Source organism: Wolbachia endosymbiont (group A) of Ischnus inquisitorius, assembly GCF_964026985.1.
Taxonomy (GTDB): domain Bacteria; phylum Pseudomonadota; class Alphaproteobacteria; order Rickettsiales; family Anaplasmataceae; genus Wolbachia; species Wolbachia pipientis.
Genome location: NZ_OZ034715.1, coordinates 1016990 through 1037295, shown reverse-complemented (window position 1 = coordinate 1037295; position 20306 = coordinate 1016990). Strand labels below are relative to the sequence as shown.

General features: G+C 36.2%; 19 protein-coding genes. 12 read left to right on the top strand and 7 right to left on the bottom strand.

Going from position 1 to position 20306, the window contains the following annotated elements; translation table 11 throughout:
* Positions 1-199: 199 nt before the first annotated feature.
* The 3 genes from AAGD90_RS05410 (at position 200) to tsaD (ending at position 2384) form a co-directional block, all read left to right on the top strand.
* Positions 200-937: a hypothetical protein gene (locus AAGD90_RS05410; RefSeq protein WP_209473121.1), complete on the top strand. Its 738-nt coding sequence runs from the start codon at positions 200-202 to the stop codon at positions 935-937.
* A gap of 118 nt (positions 938-1055) precedes the next feature.
* On the top strand, positions 1056-1220 hold the full coding sequence (locus AAGD90_RS05405) for a hypothetical protein (RefSeq protein WP_022626335.1): 165 nt from the start codon (positions 1056-1058) through the stop codon (positions 1218-1220).
* 156 nt (positions 1221-1376) lie between these two features.
* Positions 1377-2384 (top strand): tRNA (adenosine(37)-N6)-threonylcarbamoyltransferase complex transferase subunit TsaD, encoded by a 1008-nt coding sequence (gene tsaD, locus AAGD90_RS05400; RefSeq protein ID WP_341821781.1) that lies wholly within the window; start codon positions 1377-1379, stop codon positions 2382-2384.
* Positions 2385-2736: 352 nt separating this feature from the next.
* Here the strand turns inward: tsaD and AAGD90_RS05395 are convergent, their stop codons facing one another.
* The 3 genes from AAGD90_RS05395 to AAGD90_RS05385 all read right to left on the bottom strand — a co-directional run bounded on the left by AAGD90_RS05395 (position 2737) and on the right by AAGD90_RS05385 (position 4995).
* Positions 2737-3252 (bottom strand): IS110 family transposase, encoded by a 516-nt coding sequence (locus tag AAGD90_RS05395; protein ID WP_010081946.1) that lies wholly within the window; start codon positions 3250-3252, stop codon positions 2737-2739.
* Positions 3242-3493, bottom strand: a complete 252-nt coding sequence (locus tag AAGD90_RS05390; RefSeq protein ID WP_010081945.1) for a hypothetical protein — start codon at positions 3491-3493, stop codon at positions 3242-3244. The genes AAGD90_RS05395 and AAGD90_RS05390 overlap by 11 nt, the downstream gene beginning before the upstream one ends.
* 155 nt (positions 3494-3648) lie before the next feature.
* Positions 3649-4995 (bottom strand): IS110 family transposase, encoded by a 1347-nt coding sequence (locus AAGD90_RS05385; RefSeq protein WP_341821667.1) that lies wholly within the window; start codon positions 4993-4995, stop codon positions 3649-3651.
* 155 nt (positions 4996-5150) lie between these two features.
* On the opposite strand from AAGD90_RS05385, the gene AAGD90_RS05380 reads away from it, so the two are divergent.
* Entirely contained in the window at positions 5151-5312 is a 162-nt protein-coding gene (locus tag AAGD90_RS05380; protein ID WP_341821780.1) for a hypothetical protein, read from the top strand.
* Positions 5313-5416: 104 nt separating this feature from the next.
* Positions 5417-7261, top strand: coding sequence for a hypothetical protein (locus tag AAGD90_RS05375; RefSeq protein ID WP_341821778.1), 1845 nt, complete (start codon positions 5417-5419; stop codon positions 7259-7261).
* A 359-nt stretch (positions 7262-7620) separates the two neighbouring features.
* Here AAGD90_RS05375 and AAGD90_RS05370 read toward each other — a convergent pair whose 3' ends face one another.
* Entirely contained in the window at positions 7621-7752 is a 132-nt protein-coding gene (locus tag AAGD90_RS05370) for a hypothetical protein (protein WP_341821776.1), read from the bottom strand.
* Positions 7753-7907: 155 nt separating this feature from the next.
* Between AAGD90_RS05370 and AAGD90_RS05365 the strand changes: the two genes are divergently transcribed.
* Both AAGD90_RS05365 and AAGD90_RS05360 read left to right on the top strand, forming a co-directional pair.
* Positions 7908-9254: an IS110 family transposase gene (locus tag AAGD90_RS05365; RefSeq protein WP_341821667.1), complete on the top strand. Its 1347-nt coding sequence runs from the start codon at positions 7908-7910 to the stop codon at positions 9252-9254.
* Positions 9255-9490: 236 nt separating this feature from the next.
* Entirely contained in the window at positions 9491-10846 is a 1356-nt protein-coding gene (locus AAGD90_RS05360; protein ID WP_227738550.1) for a phosphomannomutase/phosphoglucomutase, read from the top strand.
* Positions 10847-10952: 106 nt separating this feature from the next.
* On the opposite strand, the gene AAGD90_RS05355 is transcribed toward AAGD90_RS05360, so the two are convergent.
* Positions 10953-11804, bottom strand: a complete 852-nt coding sequence (locus AAGD90_RS05355; protein ID WP_015589151.1) for an Rpn family recombination-promoting nuclease/putative transposase — start codon at positions 11802-11804, stop codon at positions 10953-10955.
* Between the two features lie 210 nt (positions 11805-12014).
* Here AAGD90_RS05355 and ppdK point away from each other — a divergent pair, with 210 nt between their 5' ends.
* Entirely contained in the window at positions 12015-14750 is a 2736-nt protein-coding gene (ppdK, locus tag AAGD90_RS05350) for a pyruvate, phosphate dikinase (RefSeq protein WP_341821775.1), read from the top strand.
* A gap of 362 nt (positions 14751-15112) precedes the next feature.
* Positions 15113-15972, top strand: a protein-coding gene (locus AAGD90_RS05345; RefSeq protein ID WP_156518142.1) for an IS630 family transposase whose coding sequence is annotated in 2 segments (ribosomal slippage) — positions 15113-15437 and positions 15437-15972 — 861 coding nt in all. Because the reading frame shifts where the segments join, the coding sequence is not laid out codon by codon here.
* A gap of 25 nt (positions 15973-15997) precedes the next feature.
* On the opposite strand, the gene AAGD90_RS05340 is transcribed toward AAGD90_RS05345, so the two are convergent.
* The gene (locus AAGD90_RS05340; RefSeq protein WP_341821774.1) at positions 15998-16519 is read right to left on the bottom strand and encodes an ankyrin repeat domain-containing protein; all 522 of its coding nucleotides are present in this window, start codon (positions 16517-16519) and stop codon (positions 15998-16000) included.
* Positions 16520-16781: 262 nt separating this feature from the next.
* Between AAGD90_RS05340 and glpX the strand changes: the two genes are divergently transcribed.
* From glpX to AAGD90_RS05325, 3 genes are all read left to right on the top strand, one after another.
* A complete protein-coding gene (glpX, locus tag AAGD90_RS05335) occupies positions 16782-17708 on the top strand; it encodes a class II fructose-bisphosphatase (protein ID WP_341821772.1) in 927 nt (308 codons plus the stop codon).
* An 81-nt stretch (positions 17709-17789) separates the two neighbouring features.
* Positions 17790-18170, top strand: coding sequence for a hypothetical protein (locus AAGD90_RS05330; RefSeq protein WP_341821771.1), 381 nt, complete (start codon positions 17790-17792; stop codon positions 18168-18170).
* A 51-nt stretch (positions 18171-18221) separates the two neighbouring features.
* Positions 18222-19157, top strand: a complete 936-nt coding sequence (locus AAGD90_RS05325) for a hypothetical protein (RefSeq protein WP_341821770.1) — start codon at positions 18222-18224, stop codon at positions 19155-19157.
* A gap of 400 nt (positions 19158-19557) precedes the next feature.
* On the opposite strand, the gene AAGD90_RS05320 is transcribed toward AAGD90_RS05325, so the two are convergent.
* The gene (locus tag AAGD90_RS05320; protein WP_341821768.1) at positions 19558-20052 is read right to left on the bottom strand and encodes a hypothetical protein; all 495 of its coding nucleotides are present in this window, start codon (positions 20050-20052) and stop codon (positions 19558-19560) included.
* Between the last annotated feature and the right edge of the window lie 254 nt (positions 20053-20306).

The following is a 20306-nucleotide window of genomic DNA, read 5'->3' as shown; positions in this document are numbered from 1 at the left end:
TGTGCAATTTACCTTCAAAAATGAATGTTCATACAGCTATGGATTCATTCGCGGTATCTCACCATAGATCCCGCTGACAAGCAGCGGTATGACGGTTATCAGTAACATGAATTACTTTAGCTATGCAATCAGGCTTCCTAAAAACACTTTGTAGCCAATCAATTCTTGAGTATAAAAAGAATTCCTTTAATAATAAGGTATGCTAATCAGGAATTTAATAAAACAAGCAACTCAAGTAGGAAGCAGTGAAAATGCAATACGGTATGTCGAATATCTCTATCAATTTGAGAAGTTTAGAAACACATTAAACCTCACTTTATCACTAATAAAGCAAAACAGGCTCTCATTTGAAATATACCAAGAGGGATTAGTGGATATGGAAGAGGGAGTGTGTAAGACAATCAGGTCTTCCAGTGTAAATAGATATGTTATTGTACTGAGGAAGTCAAACCCATACATTATAGTGCATGAACTTTCACACATGGTTGAAAATGAACTGAACTTAAGTTTGGAACAGGAATTTCTCCATAAAGTTTACCAGGATATTGAGCAGAACCTAAAGCAAGCAAATATTCTTGTGCAGAAAATTATCGGCCAAGTTATATTTAAGGAGATACAGGCTTATCAAACTGCAAAATCACGCGCATCTGAATTATTTGCACGCTATTTTGAGCTATTTGCTTGGGCGCAGGAGGTTTACCCTAAAGATAAAGAATACTTAATCCGCACTCAAGACTTAAACAAAGTGTTCCTTGCTACTGACCAATGGAAAAAGAGCTACCTGGATCCACAAATAATGGAGAGAGTAGATAAAGAAATCAAGGAATACAGCAATAAAACTGTCTTTAAAGATGTAACCAAAGTGCAAAGCAGTTGGACTAATAAATTTTCTCCTGGGGGCAAAAAAATTAGCTCTATATTTGGAGATGATGATTAGCTTATAGTGCAGGTTTTCCTACGTCATGCCGCCGCGAACCGTCATACCGCGATTCATTCTTTTGGTGTACGAACATTGCAATTTGCAGATAATTTGAGTAGTAGATGGTGTCATTCCAGTGCTTGACACTGGAATCCAGGAATTTGGATTGGGCACTAAGTTGGTGAGCATAAAAGTGGCTGATCTTATGTTAAAACACAACGTTCTTGATGAGATTACGGCAAGGCTGGATTCCAGTGTCAAGCACTGGAATGACACCATTTGCTGTGCAGTTTACCTTTAAGAATGAATGTTCGTACAGTTGTGCGCGGTATCTCATCAGCTAACACGTAGCGGAATGACGGTTGTCGGTAAATCTTTTAGCTATAGAAGTTAACTTTGCAGTTAACTTCTACAGCGTTTCAAAGTATAGTTTTGGTAATACAGTAACTAAATATACATGAAAACCATTTTAGCTGTTGAAACAAGCTGCGACGAAACTGCAGTAGCGATTGTAAATAGTGACAAGCAAGTCCTTGCTCACAAGATTCTTTCTCAAGTAGAACACAAAAAACGCGGTGGGGTGATTCCTGAGATAGCTTCACGTGCTCATATGGAACATTTAAGTGGCCTGATAAAAAGCGCTGTAAAAAAATCTAACCTTAACTTTTGTGACCTCAATGCAATTGCAGCAACATCAGGACCAGGACTCATAGGTGGATTAATAGTTGGTACAATGATGGCTAAAGCAATTGCGCATGTAGCACAAAAACCGTTCATTGCAGTGAATCACTTAGAAGCGCATGCATTGGTTATTAGGTTACTGAATGAGGTAAAATTTCCATTTTTAGTCCTATTAATATCAGGTGGTCACTGTCAATTTTTAATTGCACAGGATGTAGGCAAATACGTTAAACTTGGAGAAACGCTTGATGACTCGCTGGGTGAAGCGTTCGATAAAGTTGCTAAGATGCTGGGTTTAAGCTACCCAGGAGGCCCATTAATTGAAAAGTTGGCTAAAAAAGGCAATGGCACAAGATTCAAACTGCCAAGGGCAATGATAAAACGTTCTGGATGTAACTTTTCGTTTTCTGGAATTAAAACAGCAGTAAAAAACTTAGTGCAAGAACTGAAAATGAGCGAGCAAGATGTGTGTGATGTATGTGCTTCGTTTCAAGAGTGTATTAGTGACATACTGCTGGACAGGGTTAGTAATGCGATTATTATAGCCGAATCTTTAAATATCAAAATCAATGACTTTGTGATTACCGGCGGAGTTGCAGCAAATAATTTCTTGAGAGAAAAATTAAAGCAACACATAAACTTAAACATATTTTTTCCTCCCAACAACCTATGTACAGATAATGCAATAATGGTTGGATGGGCAGGAATTGAAATGTTACAGAAAAGCTATATAGATTCTCTCAATTTTGCACCAAGACCTAAGTGGGAGTTAGAGAGTTATTAAAAGCTCTCAATTCTGAATTATAGCTAAAGTGACTTAGGTTCTCTAATTGCACATAAGTCAACAATAATTTTCACACAAATCAAAACAGCATATCTTCTCCATAATCCTTGGTAATTTTACATAAGTTAAAAGTAGCATATGGTTCTCTCCGCGGTCTGAGATGACAATAAATTTGTCAAGCCGCATTATACTTGTTAGGCGGAAGTGGACGGCAACATATTTACCACGAAGTCTAACTAAGTTCTTGCTTGTCCCTTCCATCGGCATTGCTATCTTTATTTTCAATAAAATTATTGTCCTATGCTCTTTTGATGTTTATTGATAATAAAATTCTGTTTTATCAACCAACATCCTATGCATAATTACAGCTAATTTTCTTGCTACTGCTACAATTGCTTTTTTCATTCCTTTTTTCTTCGCAACCCCAGTTTTTTAATTTAAATGTCCTCTTGGTAACTGTAAGCATTGTTTGTGCAGCTTCATATAACATACTTCTACATTCCGCTGGTCCCATCTTTGATATGCTGCCATGCCGATCAACTTCTCCAGAAGAATATTGCCTTGGTGTCAACCCTATATATGCTCCAACTGTATCAGATTTCTCAAACCTATGTGGGTTATCAATTGCAGCTTTATACGTCATTGCTACTATAATCCCCACTCCTGGAACAGTAGTTAACAATTTACAATCATCGTCTTTTTCACCTTGTTCTGAAAGCATTTTGTCAAGCTTTCTTAATGACTTTTCTATTGCTTCCAAACTACAAACTAACGCTTCAATTGAACTCCTACTGATTTCATCCAAATTATTTATTGCCTCTTGTATTCTTAAAGCGAAAGTTTCAAATTTTGATCCTTTACCGACCATGTATCTTCAACAACCCTCTTATTGTTCCAATAACCTGCTGTTTGCTACACATTAGCTGTCTTCTGCTTCCAAGCGCTATTTTAATTTGACAACTGATTTTACTAACACTTCTCATCATCTGCGCTATACCCCTCGCATCGTTTTTATCATTCTTATTGATTCTTGCAGACAACGCTGCTGCCATATGCCTTGCATCTACACAAATTACTGGTAATCCAAAACTCCTTAACTCTTTGCACATTGATATTGACAACTATCCACTTTCTATTCCTATGGGTTCGTATTTTTTGCCTTGGCTAATCTGCTATTGCCTTACTTTCGCTTGCAACAACTTCTTCCTTAACAACTTTTCCTTTCTCATCAACGATACTTATAAAAGTTTCTTCTAAGAAACTCCTAAGAACCTTCTTCATCTATCGGCTCCTCTTTCATTAGTATATAACCAAATTCCTTTGCTTTTTTAGTCAAATTTTTGACTACTCTCTCTTTGTAGAGTGTTTCATAATAGTTCATTCCTTTTTCTACATATTCTTGTCCATATTTTAGCATATTATAAAAAATACATGCTAATTTCCTTGCTGTAGCAGTGATCGCTTTTGGTATCCCTAGTCGCTTCTTTAACCTCCTGCAGTATGCACCAAGTGCAGTGTTGCTTCTTGATACACAATGAGCAGCAAGTCGCAAGGCAGTTGCAGCACGATTAACAACTTTACGAGTTCTTGTTCCAATAATTTTCCCTCCTGTAATTTTATTAGCAGGACTTAATCCGAGCCAGGAAGAAAAATGCTTTTCTGTCCTCCATTTATTGTGATTTATACCTGTTTCTGAAATGACAGCCTGTATACTTAATACATCAAGTCCTGGAACTCTAGTAAAATCCATCCCCGTTATTCGATATAAATCTTCATCTACGGCAAAATCTGGACTATTCTTCTGTTTTCTCTTTCGTGTCTTATTCAATGCCCTGTTCTCATTCGACTTTGTTTCAAATGTTTTATAGTAATTTTCTATACTTTTATCACATCCCGTTATTTGCTCTTGAAAAAAAGTATATGCTGCATATTCTTGTTTTAGCACAAACAAGTGTTCCTCTCTATAATCACCAGCTAACGCTTTTGCTATAGTAGACTGATCATTTTTTATTCGTGCATCCCTGAATTTAGCCAATTTCTCAGGATCTCTTTCGCCTTCAATTATAGCTTCAATGATTTTCATACCAGTTATCCCAGTAATATGACTAATAACCTTGTGTAATTGAATATTCATTTGAATTAGCGCTTTTTGCATACGTTGAGTATGTTTAGCTGCATTTTCAATTAGATTAGCACGTTGTCTAACGTAACTACGCAGTACACACATTTGATTATCCGGTCTAAATGATCCTTGAAGCAGTCCATAGCTGTGCAATTGTTGCAGCCATTGACAATCTTGAACATCAGACTTTCTACCAGGCACATTTTTGACATGTCGCGCATTTACTAATTTTACTTCAAATTTATGTGATTCTAATATTTGAAATAAGGGAATCCAATATACTCCAGTTGACTCCATGGCTACAGTTCTAACCTGACACTTTTTTAACCACTTTGCTAAGTTGTGTAGATCTACTGTAAAGCACCCAAATTTTTGGATACGTTGTTCATCTCTTCCTTCAGGTACACATACATAATGTACAGTCGAGCCAATATCAATCCCTGCTGCATCAAGGTTTATTGTTTTTAATTTACTTTTTGCTTCTGCCATATAAAATCCCTCCTATATTATTATGATAAGAAGCACTTCAGCTTGGGACGGTTAGGTTATACAATCTTCTAAACGAGGTAGCCCAAAAAGAACTCCATCAATGGTTTTACCATTTCCCCCAAAACCATGCTTTCAAACGGGCATTTATAGCACCATTGATTGTTTCGGTTATAGCTGCAGAAGCGCTTCTTCATAACACTATACCCAAAGAACATAAAGTAAAGAGGGAGTTTCTTTTTGGTTTTACAGATTTTATCTGTTCTGGGCTTTCAACGATCTTCAGGATTTTATCAAAAGACTGGAGGAAGAAAATTTAATCTGGTACTTTATTGGTCCTTTACGCAAAGATGAGGACATTACAGGACAGATAAATTTAAAGTGGGAAAAGGAGTTCCAAAAATTTGAGCAATCAATAGACGCAATGCATAAAGAACTTAAGTCGTCTCTGCCTGGTCAAAATTTCTTAGTGTATCCAACAAAGGATAATGACTTCAAAATTAGATTTGAAAATGAAGAAAAACCAATAGAAATTAGCAATATTTTAAGGACCAGCAGTGAAGGTAAGGTTTATAACATATCTTTAGGGAAAGATAGTCAAATAACTGCAACCAAAAAAGGCAGCGAAAGGCACTATGATTTTACTGGTTCAAGCTCATGTGAAATGACCATTAATTGGCAGGCTAAGGATTCTGAAGGTAACAGCATAGACTGTAGCATGACCGTAAAATTGGATTCTGGTGGTATACAGAGTGTTATTGGTGAGCCAAAATTTGGAGGAATAACGAGTTCAGAAGAAGTATTAAAGTTAGTTGGACAAAATAAAGAAGTTTTTATCAACGGAAAAACTCTGTATCAAGCTTTTACTGGCATATCCAAGAGTGTAGACGATCAGCAAGTACCAGCAGAGGAAATATTTACAAAAGATCTACATATATCACCACAGTCACCTACACCAAGCAGCAGTGGGTATTCCTCTCCTAGCACACCTTCTTCACGTAGAAGTTCTATATCCACCAGCAGTGAATTTAGTGATGAAGATGAAATATTTGAGGATGATATGTCTGGTGATGAAGAAGAGTATGAGCAAGAAGGATTAAAAGATGAAGTTGAGGAATTAGAGGAAGAAAAAGAAACATTTGCTAAATATTTTGCAGTGCAGGCAAAGCAGCTTGAGGATCTAAGATTAGAACGTGACTCCTTGAGAGATAAAGTCAATGAACAACAGCGAGCGATATTTGAAAGAGGTCAAAGAATAAAGGAACAAGAGGAAGAACTACAGGATAAAAATGATGTAATAAAGAACTTAAATGATCAGTTGAAAGATAAGGAAGGTGAAACAAATGAGGCAAATAAAGAATTACAGAGAAAATTGAAGCAAAGTGAAGCTAATTTAACTGTACTAAAGGAAAAGAATGCAAATTTGGAGAATGACCTGAAGAAAATAGTGGAAGGTTTAAAGGATGATCATAAAAAGCAGTTGGCAGAACAGTTAATGGAAACAAAAAAGGAAAACAATACATTGGCTGAAACGGCGAGCCAATTGTCTAAAGAATTAAATGAATTACAGAGAGAAAAGGAAGATTTAGAGAGGGAAATTCGACAACTTGAACCTGGAAGATCACTTGCAGATGAGCTAAGCGAAGAAAATACGAAGAGGGAAATAGAAAAACTTCAATATCAACTTAAGGAAAAGGAAGGGATGTTAACGTGTACACAGGAAGAGCTGGCATCTGTCAAAGAGAGTCTAGAGCAACTGCAGAACATATTACAGCAGGAAAAAGGTCAGGCAGCTACATCAACTCAAACTGAAGTTGAATATGAAAGTAGAGGAACAAGCATGCAGCAGCAAGACCAAGGTATACAAGCTGTAAACAACAACTCAAGCAGAACAGCTAGTGGGTTAAGACAAGAAAACAAAAAATTGACTAGAGACAAACTAACTATATCTGAACAATTAAAACAAAAAATAAGAGAGATTGACGAGTTAAAGAAAAATTTAAAGCAACTGCAAGAAGAAAATAAACAACTAAAACAAGAAGTTACCAAAAATGCAGGAGTTGATGCATCATCTTCAACAGGTCAAAAAGAAGCTAAAGAAGCAGAAGTTATACCGCAAAACATTATGGATTGGCCTGTTCCAATTCCAGATGATAAACCGGAAGAGCAGAAAACTCCATTAGAGCCAATCAAGGTAAATACAGAATTATCAGATCCAAAATCAATCTCCGCTGAGGGTCCGGAAAAATCTCCTCCTCTTTCAAAATGATGAGTTTTGCTTCTATAGCTGACCCAAGCAACACGTCATCCCGCGATTTATTCGCGTTATCTCAGCCGCTAACACGTAGCGGGATACTTAACCGTCATACCGTGATTTATTCACAGTATCTCTTAGCCACTAACAAGCAGCGGGATGACAGCAATCCTACGTCATGCCGCCGCGGTACCTCTAGATCCCGCTAACTAGTAGCGGAATGACGAATTTTTGTTTTTCAAATTATAGCTAAACATACTGTAATTGCTATTGAATGATGGAGAGACATACTCCATTATTTTAGCACGAAGTAACAAATTCAATGAATTGGTTCTTCAAAAATAATTTAAACTTTTACAGTAGGTCATGAAATATTATAGCGATCTCATTAAAAGCCCAGAACAGATAAAATCTGTAAAACCAAAAAGAAACTCCCTCTTTACTTTATGTTCTTTGGGTATAGTGTTATGAAGAAGCGCTTCTGCAGCTATAACCGAAACAATCAATGGTGCTATAAATGCCCGTTTGAAAGCATGGTTTTGGGGGAAATGGTAAAACCATTGATGGAGTTCTTTTTGGGCTACCTCGTTTAGAAGATTGTATAACCTAACCGTCCCAAGCTGAAGTGCTTCTTATCATAATAATATAGGAGGGATTTTATATGGCAGAAGCAAAAAGTAAATTAAAAACAATAAACCTTGATGCAGCAGGGATTGATATTGGCTCGACTGTACATTATGTATGTGTACCTGAAGGAAGAGATGAACAACGTATCCAAAAATTTGGGTGCTTTACAGTAGATCTACACAACTTAGCAAAGTGGTTAAAAAAGTGTCAGGTTAGAACTGTAGCCATGGAGTCAACTGGAGTATATTGGATTCCCTTATTTCAAATATTAGAATCACATAAATTTGAAGTAAAATTAGTAAATGCGCGACATGTCAAAAATGTGCCTGGTAGAAAGTCTGATGTTCAAGATTGTCAATGGCTGCAACAATTGCACAGCTATGGACTGCTTCAAGGATCATTTAGACCGGATAATCAAATGTGTGTACTGCGTAGTTACGTTAGACAACGTGCTAATCTAATTGAAAATGCAGCTAAACATACTCAACGTATGCAAAAAGCGCTAATTCAAATGAATATTCAATTACACAAGGTTATTAGTCATATTACTGGGATAACTGGTATGAAAATCATTGAAGCTATAATTGAAGGCGAAAGAGATCCTGAGAAATTGGCTAAATTCAGGGATGCACGAATAAAAAATGATCAGTCTACTATAGCAAAAGCGTTAGCTGGTGATTATAGAGAGGAACACTTGTTTGTGCTAAAACAAGAATATGCAGCATATACTTTTTTTCAAGAGCAAATAACGGGATGTGATAAAAGTATAGAAAATTACTATAAAACATTTGAAACAAAGTCGAATGAGAACAGGGCATTGAATAAGACACGAAAGAGAAAACAGAAGAATAGTCCAGATTTTGCCGTAGATGAAGATTTATATCGAATAACGGGGATGGATTTTACTAGAGTTCCAGGACTTGATGTATTAAGTATACAGGCTGTCATTTCAGAAACAGGTATAAATCACAATAAATGGAGGACAGAAAAGCATTTTTCTTCCTGGCTCGGATTAAGTCCTGCTAATAAAATTACAGGAGGGAAAATTATTGGAACAAGAACTCGTAAAGTTGTTAATCGTGCTGCAACTGCCTTGCGACTTGCTGCTCATTGTGTATCAAGAAGCAACACTGCACTTGGTGCATACTGCAGGAGGTTAAAGAAGCGACTAGGGATACCAAAAGCGATCACTGCTACAGCAAGGAAATTAGCATGTATTTTTTATAATATGCTAAAATATGGACAAGAATATGTAGAAAAAGGAATGAACTATTATGAAACACTCTACAAAGAGAGAGTAGTCAAAAATTTGACTAAAAAAGCAAAGGAATTTGGTTATATACTAATGAAAGAGGAGCCGATAGATGAAGAAGGTTCTTAGGAGTTTCTTAGAAGATTCAATGACATTTAAAGTATCATTTTTCTTTTGTTCATCTACATCTAAACTTTGACTTTCAGCTATAAATACATTTTCGTTTTCCTGTGGCATAATTTTACATTTTAAAAAATATACTATAATATTAACAGATTTCTTTAAAAAAATCAACTAATTGTTGGATAAATAAACTTGAGCATTTGGCCAAAATGTTATATAGTAGTCACTTCAAGAAGTACAGTATGGACAATACCATTATAAGAAAATACGATATTAGAGGTATAGTAGGCAAAGATTTGCAGATTAATGATGGGTACGAGATAGGTAGAAAGTTTGGCCAAACCGTAGCTAGTGTTTGTGTCGGCTACGACAGCAGAATAGATTCACCAGGTATAGAAAGAGAATTAATTAGGGGCTTAACTTTATCCGGTGCAAATGTTATACGCGTTGGACTATGCTCTTCACCTATGCTTTACGCTGCAACACAAATCACACAGGCGGATCTTGGTATCATAATAACTGCCTCTCATAACCCCAGCGAATATAATGGCTTTAAATTTTTTAGTAATAAAAAAGTCTTCTCAGATCAAGAAATGAAGGAAATTATAAGCAGTCCAATTAAAAACAGCACAAGAATTGGAAGCTTAATTAACATAAATATATATAGTGAGTACATTAGCATATTGAAAAGTGCAGTGAAGAATAATACTACACAGAAATTAAAAATAGCCTGGGATTGTGGAAATAGTCCAGCAAGTGGAATTATAAGGTATATTGAAAAGATCTTGCCTGGTCATACGCACATCGTAACCAATAACTCTATAGATGGGGCATTTCCACTGCATGATCCAGATCCCATAGAGGAAAAAAATCTTGCTCAATTAATTGACATTGTGAAGGAATATGGATGTGATCTTGGCATTGCGCTAGATGGCGATAGCGATAGGGTGCGCTTAATTGATAATAAAGGCAACGTTGTTTCCAATGACCATTTATTTATAATTTTTGCACGTGAAGTGTTGGAGGAATATCCAGAAAGCAAAGTTATTGCTAACGTAAAAATGAGTATGAAAGTGCATGATTTTGTTAGCAAGTTAGGAGGGCAAGTTATCACCTGTGCTACTGGACATTCACTAGTTAAGAAGAAGATGGTAGAGGAAGAGGCAAAGTTTGCTGGTGAATTAAGCGGGCACTTCTTCTTTTCTGAGCTAAGTTTTGATGATGGGCTATATTCTGCTGTTAAAGCAGTTGACATTTTGCTTAAGAAAAACCAAAGCCTATCTCAGGTGATTGAGGATTTACCGAAGTTATATATCACTCATGAAGTGAAGATTGTAGTGAAAGATGAGAAAAAGTTTCAAATAATTGAGTCAATAAAGAAAACACTGGAGCAGCAAAATATTGTATTTTCAGATCTTGATGGTGTTAAGGTAACCGATAATAAAGGTTGGTGGCTTCTTAGGGTATCAAATACGCAAAACTGCATTACAGCAAGATGCGAAGGAGAGACTTTAGAGGGTTTTGAACTTACTAAAAAGGTTTTGTTCCATTACATTGATGAAGCAAGGTCTTTAAATTGTAGCTACTCACAGAAATAAATTTGATTTATAAAATTGACATGAAAGTATAAAGATAAATAGGCTAAATGTACTTATCACCTGGTCAGGCTGCAGCATTATTTCGTGTAACCGTTTGCGGGTCCACTTAATTCTGCAATTCTTTGATCTCACTCATGGAGAGGCCAGTAAACTTAACAATAGTGGTGACATCAACATTATTAGCCAGCATTGTTTTTGCAACTTCAATTTTTCCTTCCTTTTTAGCATCATCAAGTTTTTGTTCAAGAACAGCCCGTTCATCACGAATACGTTTTATTTCCTGTTCGTAGGCAATAAATTCTTTCTCTGACCAGTTGAATCTATTTAGTTCTTCATATGCCTTTTTAATTATTACATCACTACCTATTATCTTTTCCAATTCTTCTTCGCTAGTTTCATCTGCATATTTAAAATAATAGATCCATTTTTCAACTATACTCTCCAATTGGTCTTCTTTAGTTTTAGGAAATTTTGGTAACTCAATAAATGTAAAATAAAAATCTTTTAAATCATGTTCATAGCTATCTTTGTCTAACATTACATGATCTGACTTATACTCAGATTTATTAGGAAAGAGAATACAATCAGCAATAGCTATAAAAATGATTTCTTTAAGACCCTGATATTGATCACCTTTATCAGCTTGCCTTGAATAAGCTTTAGCAGCGTAATATTGAGCGCGTTTTTCAAAGCCTTTAGTTTTGGCAACTTGCATTTCGACTATTACTTGCACCCCATTTTCATCCCTGCAAAGAACATCAACGATACTTTGTTTTTTAGAGGCAATTTCAGCATCTTGAATAGTGCTGAGGAATTCTATTTCTTTTATTTCATCTTTGCCAGTGAACCCCAAAATATCATTGAGAAAGTGAATGAGGATGTCTTTATTTTTTTCAGTACCAAAAATACGCCGGAACGCAACATCATTCTTGGGGTCGAGAAATTTAGAAAGAGCCATAAAAAAATTTTTAAATGTATCTTTATATTATATATTCTTATTAATAATAATTCAATAATTTGTCGTCTTTTTTGTTAACTTTACTGATGTTGTTGTAAGGAACGTTGTTGCAAAATTTTGTAAAATTTATTATCCTAAGGTTTCAAGTTCTCACAGGTTTATTGGAGCTGTATGTACAATGTGTTTATCAGTGAAAATCCGGAGAAAATGATGGGGGAAAAGTTAATACATTACTTTGGCCAGGGTAAATGCGAAGGCAATGCAGAAATGAAAAATCTGCTGGGAGGAAAGGGGGCAAATTTAGCAGAAATGTGCAATGTTGGCATTCCTGTTCCACCTGGTTTCACAATTTCCACCTCTGCTTGCAAAGTCTATTATCAAGACAATAGATCTTCTGTTATCCAAGTAGCTGACTACTCGGATCCAGAAAAAAATGTGGTCACGCACTGGAATGACATATGTAGTGGAATCAAAAACTACATGGCGATGCTCGAAAATGACATCGGTTGTAAATTTGGGGATTTAAATAATCCCTTATTAGTTTCCATACGCTCTGGTAGTGTTAGTTCAATGCCGGGCATGCTTGATACTATTTTAAATGTTGGTCTAAATGATGAAACCGTTGTTGGGCTTGCAAAAAAAAGTGGCGAACGTTTTGCTTACGATAGCTACTGCCGTTTCATCATGATGTACTCCAATGTTGTACTACAGCTTGATCATCACCTATTTCAAGATGTTGTTGATAATAAGCAGCAAAAGAGTGGAGCAAAAAGCTTAGCTGATCTTGATGTTGATGTTTTAAAAGAAATTGTTAACAATTTCAAAAGGATAGTACATGAAAAAACAGGAAAACATTTTCCGCAGAACGTTGAAGAGCAATTGTTAAACTCAGTTAATGCAGTATTTGCCTCTTGGAAAAATGATAGGGCTGTTTCCTATAGAAGAATACATAATATTCCTGAAAACCTTGGAACAGCGGTCAACGTGCAAGCAATGGTTTTTGGTAATTTAAATGATAATTCTGCAACTGGTGTGATATTTACACGAAATCCTTCAACTGGAGAAAAAAAATACTTTGGTGAATTTCTGATTAATGCTCAGGGTGAGGATGTGGTTTCTGGTGTTTATACTCCTATGCCAATTGACGGAGAGCAAAAAAACACCATGGAGAAGTTGCTGCCAAGTGTCTACCGAGAATTATGTGTGGTATGTGAAAAACTTGAAAGGCATTATAAAGACATGCAGGATATCGAATTTACTGTACAGGACGGTAAATTATGGATTTTGCAGACTAGGTCTGGCAAGCGCACGGCTGAAGCTGCTATTCGCATAATAGTTGATATGGCAAACGAAGGAACGATTACAAAAGAAGAAGGAATATTGAGAATTGATCCGAAAACCTTTGACAATTTATTGCATCCAGTTCTTGACGTTAAGAGTGACCAAAAAGTAATAGGGAAGGGGCTGCCGGCTTCTCCAGGGGTTACTTCTGGATATGTAGTGTTTAGTGCAAGTGATGCTGAAAAAGCTGCAGAGCAGGGCAAAAAAGTGATTTTAGTAAGGTCAGAAACGAGTCCTGAAGATATTAATGGAATGAATGCTGCAAGTGGCATAGTAACAGCACGGGGAGGGATGACCTCGCATGCTGCTGTTGTAACCCGTGGAATGGGTAAGCCATGCATTTGCAGTGTGAGTGGACTTTATATCGATAAAGATGGAACTTTCTTTTCTGTAGGGGATACAAAAGTAAATAAAGGTGAACCAATTACCATCAACGGAGGAACAGGGGAGGTTATGCTTGGCATTCTCCCTACAATTTCACCTGAATTATCGCAAGAATTCAAAACGGTAATCAACTGGATAGATGAAATCAAAACGGTCAAAGTGAGAGCGAACGCTGATACTCCAAAAGACGCAAAAATTGCAAAAGAATTCGGTGCAGAAGGTATAGGCTTATGTCGCACAGAACATATGTTTTTCGCTAGTGATAGAATCGAATTCATTCAAAAGTTGATAATAGCTGACGATGAAAATGAAAGGGCAAATGCGCTCATTAAACTAGAAGAAATGCAAAAGTCTGATTTCAAAGAAATATTTTCTATTATGGAGGGCAGGGAAGTCACTATACGGTTGCTTGATCCACCTTTGCATGAATTTTTACCCAATGATCAGTCTACTATAGAAAAAATTGCCAAATCACTTAGTAAGTCAGTTGAGTCAGTAAAAAATAAAATAGCACAGTTATCAGAAAAGAACCCAATGCTTGGCCATCGAGGTTGTAGACTTGCTATTTCTCATCCTGAAATATATAGCATGCAGATTAGGGCAATACTTAGTGCTGCAAGTGAATTAAAGAAAGAAAAGAAGATAGAAGTGGAGCCTGAAATCATGATTCCTTTTATCATGAGCGAGAAAGAATTTATTCTGATATGCGAGCTAGCAAAGAAAGAATCCTCTGTTATCTCAGCTGGGATCCAGACGCAGATTCCAGCGTCACGCGCTGGAATGACATCAGACAAGGCTTATTCAATTGGAACGATGATAGAACTACCAAGAGCAGCACTGATTGCTGATAAATTAGCAAAACATGCAGAGTTTTTTAGTTTTGGCACTAATGATTTAACGCAAACAACCATGGGACTTTCAAGAGATGATTCAGTTAATTTCCTTGATTCTTATAAGGAAAGCAACATATTCGAAAACGACCCATTTGAAGTGCTGGACATCGAAGGGGTAGGGGAGTTAATCAAGATAGCCATTGAAAGAGGCAAAAAAACCCGAAAAGAAATAAAACTGGGTATATGTGGAGAGCATGGAGCAGATCCAAAATCTATAGAGTTTCTCATCGAATCAGGGGTAGATTATGTTTCATGCTCACCCTATAGAGTACCGATTGCAAAGTTAGTGGCAGCACAGTTTAGTGTTAGATCTAAATTTGCTAGGTAAGTATAGTGGCAGTGTTGGCTACTCATATGGTTTGAGCCCACCAGAGGGTGTCATTCCAGCGCGTGACGCTGGAATCTAGTTTTTATTATGACCTTCTGGATCCCAGTGTCTGGGCACTGGGATGACATCCTGTTACACGTTCAACTTCATTCTCTCTCATCTCCCTATAACTTGGTAATGTAGAATTTTTTACATGCAACCCGGTAGCTATTGCAACCAAAGCAGCTATAACACCACAAATCACTGCACCAGTTACAAATGGAACCATCACAGCAGCAGTAATGAATAATCCTGTAATATAGCTCTTTCCACAGAAGTCCGGATATGATAAGATTAAGGATAGATGGCGATAAGGAGGTTGGATGCCGGCAGCATATAGTTATGATTTAAGAAAAAAAGCAATGGAAGCACTAGACGAAGGGGAAAGCAGAGAAGCAGTGGCAGCAAGATTTAAAATTGGACGAACTACTTTGTGGGAGTGGCAGCAAAGAAAAAAAGAAACAGGCGACTTTCAGTCAAAAAAACTCGGTAATGGAGGTTACAATCAGAAAATTATCGACTGGAATAAGTTTATCGAATTTGCTAAAAAACACGGTAGAAAAACTCTGTCGGAAATGGCTAAACTTTGGGGCAACGTTAGTATCCAAACGATCCACCGAGCTCTCAGAAAAATTGGATTTACGCGCAAAAAAAGACATATGGATACAAGGAAAGGAACGAAGAAAAACGTGCTGAATTCTTAAAAATTATAGCAACAAAAGAACCAGAAAACTTAGTGTATATAGATGAGTCTGGGATTGATAACACGGAGGACTATCCATATGGGTATTGCCAGAAAGGACAGCGATTTTATGCCCTAAAATCTGGAAAAAAAACTCAACGAATCAGCATGGTTGCAGCCTTAAGTAGAAGAAAGATAGTTGCTCCATTAACATTTGAAGGCCACTGTAATATGGATATTTTTAATGGATGGTTTGAGCAATTTTTGGCACCGATCTTAGAACCTGGACAAACTGTCATTCTTGATAATGCTACTTTTCATAAGTCTGATAAGCTTATCAAGCTCGCTAAAGGAGTCGGTGCAGAAATTTTGTATCTGCCGCCTTATTCTCCAGATTTTAACAAAATTGAGCATCATTGGTTTGCTATAAAAAACAGAGCCAGGAAAAACATTCCTCTATTCGAATCCTTTCGTCGTGCTGTTGATTCTGCCTTCCTATGACCTATTCGGACTATTATGAGAAATGCTATACTACAGGAGATACTGGTTTATTAATAACACTCCTACCGTTACCACTATTTGGTACAGTAGTTGGATTTGTTTTTTTTGTTGATGTTGCTATAGATTTACTAGTGGCATTACTATTACTGCCAGATCCTACTTTAATTTCCTCATTAGATATTTTTTGCTTTTCTTGTTTCTCCTCTATCGCTGACACGAGTAACGTAACAAGTTTTTCATTGTTTTTGTCTATAGCCTTATCTAACGCATTACTCTTTAATTGTTGACACAACTTGTACAGCTTGCTTTTAGGTATTAGCTTTGATTGTTCTGCGTTAACATTTTGTAAGAATAGATCTAAAATTTCGGTATTACCAAAATGGACAGCATAATTTAATATAGATTGACCATTTATAGTTTTGGGAATATGGCATGTTTCTTCTTGTTGGGAAATGATACTAATAATTTTTAGCTCATTTTTAAAGAGAAATTTTATAAAATCTAGATTACTTTTTTCAATTGCAAGTGCTAATAGTAAATCTCCCAACACACAGCTATTATGAAATTTTTGCTTTAGATCAATTCTTGCATTTAGCTCTTTACTTAATTCTTCAAGACTTGCTTAAGGCTTCTGTTTTACAGTCTCATTTATATTTAGATACAACTCTCTAATATCATCATTACTATATATCATAACTAACCCTACTACTATATGTTAGTTTATTATAGCAACTTTCCCACAACCAGTCAAGGCATATTGCAGTTTCAAGCAGCATGATATATATTGAATATAGTTCTTAAAGCAAATGATGGAAGATTTAGCCTATAAATTAGTTAAAGTGACCGAAGCTGCGGCGCTTGCTGCATATAAACTAGCAGGCTTCGGCGATGAAAAAAAGGCTGATCAGGTTGCAGTTGATGCAATGCGTACAGTATTAAATTCAATGGAAATAAATGGTACTATCGTAATTGGTGAAGGTGAGAGAGATGAAGCGCCGATGCTATATATTGGCGAGCAGGTTGGCACTGGAAATGGTCCTGAAATCGACATCGCTGTTGACCCACTTGAGGGCACTACGATTTGTGCTCATTACAAATCAGGGGCAATGTCTGTTCTTGCTGCAACGAAAAAAGGTAATTTTTTACACGCACCTGATGTTTATATGGAAAAAATAGCAGTGGGAAAAAATCTTCCAGAGGGTGTAGTCTCACTAAAAAATAGCATTGAAAAGAATCTAGACAATTTAGCCAAGGCAAAAAAATGCAAAGTGAATGATCTCGTGGTAACTGTACTTAAACGTGAAAGGCATGGTGAATTAATAGAGAAAATCAGGAAATTAAGATCAAAAATTAAACTAATAGATGATGGTGATGTTGCGGCCATAGTTTCACTAGTAAATGGCAATCATGATATGTATATCGGTATAGGAGGAGCACCAGAGGGAGTGCTTGCGGCTGCAGCGCTAAGCTCTATCGACGGACAGATGGAGGGAAGATTAGTACTTGATACGGATCAGTTAAGAGAAAGAGCAAAAAATTTAAATATTGATGACCCAGAAAAAGTCTACGCCGTAAAAGATATGGCAAGAGGTGAATCAGTGTTCATTGCAACTGGAGTAACAAGCGGAGAACTTGTGGATGGAGTTAAATTGAATCATAATACCTATTCAACTAATTCTTTAATAATTCTGCCTAATAGGCTGATAAAGCTGCAAACAATGCAGAACTTATGTTAGCTTTTTTAGTTTCTAATTTTAGCTTTACAACATTTAGCATTAAGATATAATCAAGTTTACTTATAACAATAGAGGTGTGAAATGTTTTCTAGTATTATAAATCTATTTAATGGTTTGTACAAAAATTCGAGTACCAAGGAAAGTGAAGAAAAGTTGACTCTTCTATCTCCTCAAGCAAATCTTCAATTCGATGAGACTCAGGTACAAAGTGTGCTCTCAGATTTTGAGGAATTGGAGTTTAAGGATAATAAGTGTTTTGACAAAATAGCAGACGATTATGAAAAGAAGGGGGAGAGTGCCCTTTTTAACTATGTAATATTGAATAAGCGGAAAGAAATAATCGATATATTAGATAGGAATCTTCCTCTCCTCGAAGAACAGGAGGAGTTTAGAAAGAAATATGGTCAATATGTTCTTCAAATTGACAAAGGAATGAGTTATGGAAAAGAACTTCAAGATTGACTTCGGTCTTTTGAAGATAGGGCAGAAAAAGTATTATCAGATTTTGAAAGATTGAATTTTGATTTTAAGGATAATAAGTGTGAAGATTCTTCTGATTCCGTAAATTATAATAACGGTTGGCCGGCAGATCCATTTGACAAGATAGCAAATTATTATCGAGAGGATGATATTTTCCTTTTCAATTATGTGGTATTGAGTAAGCGAAAAGAAATAATGGGTATATTGGATAAGAAGCTTACTTCTAAAGATCAGGAGGAGTTAAAAGAAAATTTTAAAAAGAGGTTGGGTAGATATCTTATTCGAATTGGTGAAGGAATGAGCGATGGACAAGAATTTCTAAAAACTGGTAGTGCAATTGCTTTCTTTGATGGGTGTTATGTGCCATGTCCATATGCAAACCGTCTTCTTAATCATTATGACCATCTTAATATCAACATTACTAAACCTGAACAAAGTTTAGAAACCAGTCGTCTTTTCACTGAAAAAACTAAAAGAATGGAAGAAGAGAAAAGCGAGGTAAAAAGAGCAAAAATATACAGCAATGGTGAAAGAATAGTAACAATTGAGAAGAATGAGAAACAACAGAGGAACTACTCCTTTACAGAATTTGCAATATGTGACATCGAAATTAGTTGGGGTGCAAAAGATGAATCTGGAAAAGACCTTAACTGTACTGTTGTTCTAAATATAAATTTAGGTCAAGTTAGTATTAAAAAATCAACTATTGACGGTAAAGATGTTGAACCAAAGAAAATTTTAGAGTTAGCTAAGCAAAACGAGGCTGTGCTTATAAAAGGTAAAGCTTTACATGAAGTTTTAGCAGCACATTTCATTAAGCAAACACCATGTGAGGAAAAGAAGGATATGCAATCGCACGAGAATATCGTTGTACCTGGTTCCGGTGCACCTCGCTCTATTAATGAGGAAATAACTGTAGAGCATCCGTTCGGGAAAGCGGCAAATAAAGATAATCATAGAGAAATGTGAGTTTACAACAAATGGTGCCATGAAAGTAGCTGATACATAACTGCACGAACGTTTGTTTGCGAAGAAATGTTATAGCAGGTTTTGCCTCAAACACAAAGGTGTCATTCCAGCCCTTTTACGCAGTCCCATTAAAAACGTTGTATTTTAACGTAGGATTAGCTACTTTTATACTCACCAATTTAATCTCTAATCAAAATTCCTGGATCCCAGTGTCTGGGCACTGGGATGACATCCTCCCTAGTGGATTCAAATCACAATATTCGTATAGTAAGCACTGACCACTTTTGCTTCAATATTTGCGATGCCCCTGAACAGATACAATTATTCTATTATCAGGAGGATGCCATTAATCGCTTTATATAATGCTACTTGTAACACTTATGCCCTGAACGGAGACAGTTTAGGCTGTTATGCCTGGCGGCTTTGTTGGAATAAGTTTTTCAACACTGCTAACAATAAAATTGATTGTATCGTCAGCTACCTTATCGAATTTATCATTTATCTCTTTTCCTATTTCTTGATTTTTAACATATTCGTGTAGAGCTAAAGCAGTTATAGCTGCACATGCTGCAATTAAGCCAGTTTGTGCTATAATGAATAGTGATAATCCTCCTACGAATATAGATGTTAATCCAATAGCCAGGTTTATAATTTTACTTTGTGTTGTTTGTTGCGTCGCTTGGCTTTGATCTGCCTGTTTATCCTCTAAAGCATTCGATATTGTTTTTAAGGCAACTTTTATCGCTATTGCTGCAACTGAAACCATAATTAGCCCTATAGCTATTTTTGCTAAAAGAAGAATCGACGGTAGCATCATTACAAATGATAGCGCGCCAATTCCTCCAGCTAACCACTTCTCATTTATTTTTTTTGATTGATTTGTACCAGTGTTCATTATTACCCTCCACTTTACTTATGATTTACCTATATCTAATACGAAATATGAAGGTAGTCAACTATATATTTTATAGCCTTTCTTATAATAGTCCGAATGCGATAAGATATGTGTTTATGGCTATAGCAGGCCAGTAGCATATTACGGTCTGTTCGGATTATTGTAAAAAGAGCTATTATATGAAAGATTGTATTAAAAGTTTTTCATGTTATTTTTTGCTGCTTCGTGGTTAAATTTGGAATTTTAGAAAGAGT

What these genes read in the sequence shown, in the direction of transcription:
- AAGD90_RS05410 (WP_209473121.1), top strand. Translation starts at nt 200, where the DNA reads ATGCTAATCAGGAATTTAATAAAACAAGCAACTCAAGTAGGAAGCAGT.
- tsaD (WP_341821781.1), top strand. Translation starts at nt 1,377, where the DNA reads ATGAAAACCATTTTAGCTGTTGAAACAAGCTGCGACGAAACTGCAGTA.
- AAGD90_RS05395 (WP_010081946.1), bottom strand. Translation starts at nt 3,252, where the DNA reads ATGGTCGGTAAAGGATCAAAATTTGAAACTTTCGCTTTAAGAATACAA.
- AAGD90_RS05390 (WP_010081945.1), bottom strand. Translation starts at nt 3,493, where the DNA reads ATGTGCAAAGAGTTAAGGAGTTTTGGATTACCAGTAATTTGTGTAGAT.
- AAGD90_RS05385 (WP_341821667.1), bottom strand. Translation starts at nt 4,995, where the DNA reads ATGGCAGAAGCAAAAAGTAAATTAAAAACAATAAACCTTGATGCAGCA.
- AAGD90_RS05375 (WP_341821778.1), top strand. Translation starts at nt 5,417, where the DNA reads ATGCATAAAGAACTTAAGTCGTCTCTGCCTGGTCAAAATTTCTTAGTG.
- AAGD90_RS05365 (WP_341821667.1), top strand. Translation starts at nt 7,908, where the DNA reads ATGGCAGAAGCAAAAAGTAAATTAAAAACAATAAACCTTGATGCAGCA.
- AAGD90_RS05360 (WP_227738550.1), top strand. Translation starts at nt 9,491, where the DNA reads ATGGACAATACCATTATAAGAAAATACGATATTAGAGGTATAGTAGGC.
- AAGD90_RS05355 (WP_015589151.1), bottom strand. Translation starts at nt 11,804, where the DNA reads ATGGCTCTTTCTAAATTTCTCGACCCCAAGAATGATGTTGCGTTCCGG.
- ppdK (WP_341821775.1), top strand. Translation starts at nt 12,015, where the DNA reads ATGGGGGAAAAGTTAATACATTACTTTGGCCAGGGTAAATGCGAAGGC.
- glpX (WP_341821772.1), top strand. Translation starts at nt 16,782, where the DNA reads ATGGAAGATTTAGCCTATAAATTAGTTAAAGTGACCGAAGCTGCGGCG.
- AAGD90_RS05330 (WP_341821771.1), top strand. Translation starts at nt 17,790, where the DNA reads ATGTTTTCTAGTATTATAAATCTATTTAATGGTTTGTACAAAAATTCG.
- AAGD90_RS05320 (WP_341821768.1), bottom strand. Translation starts at nt 20,052, where the DNA reads ATGAACACTGGTACAAATCAATCAAAAAAAATAAATGAGAAGTGGTTA.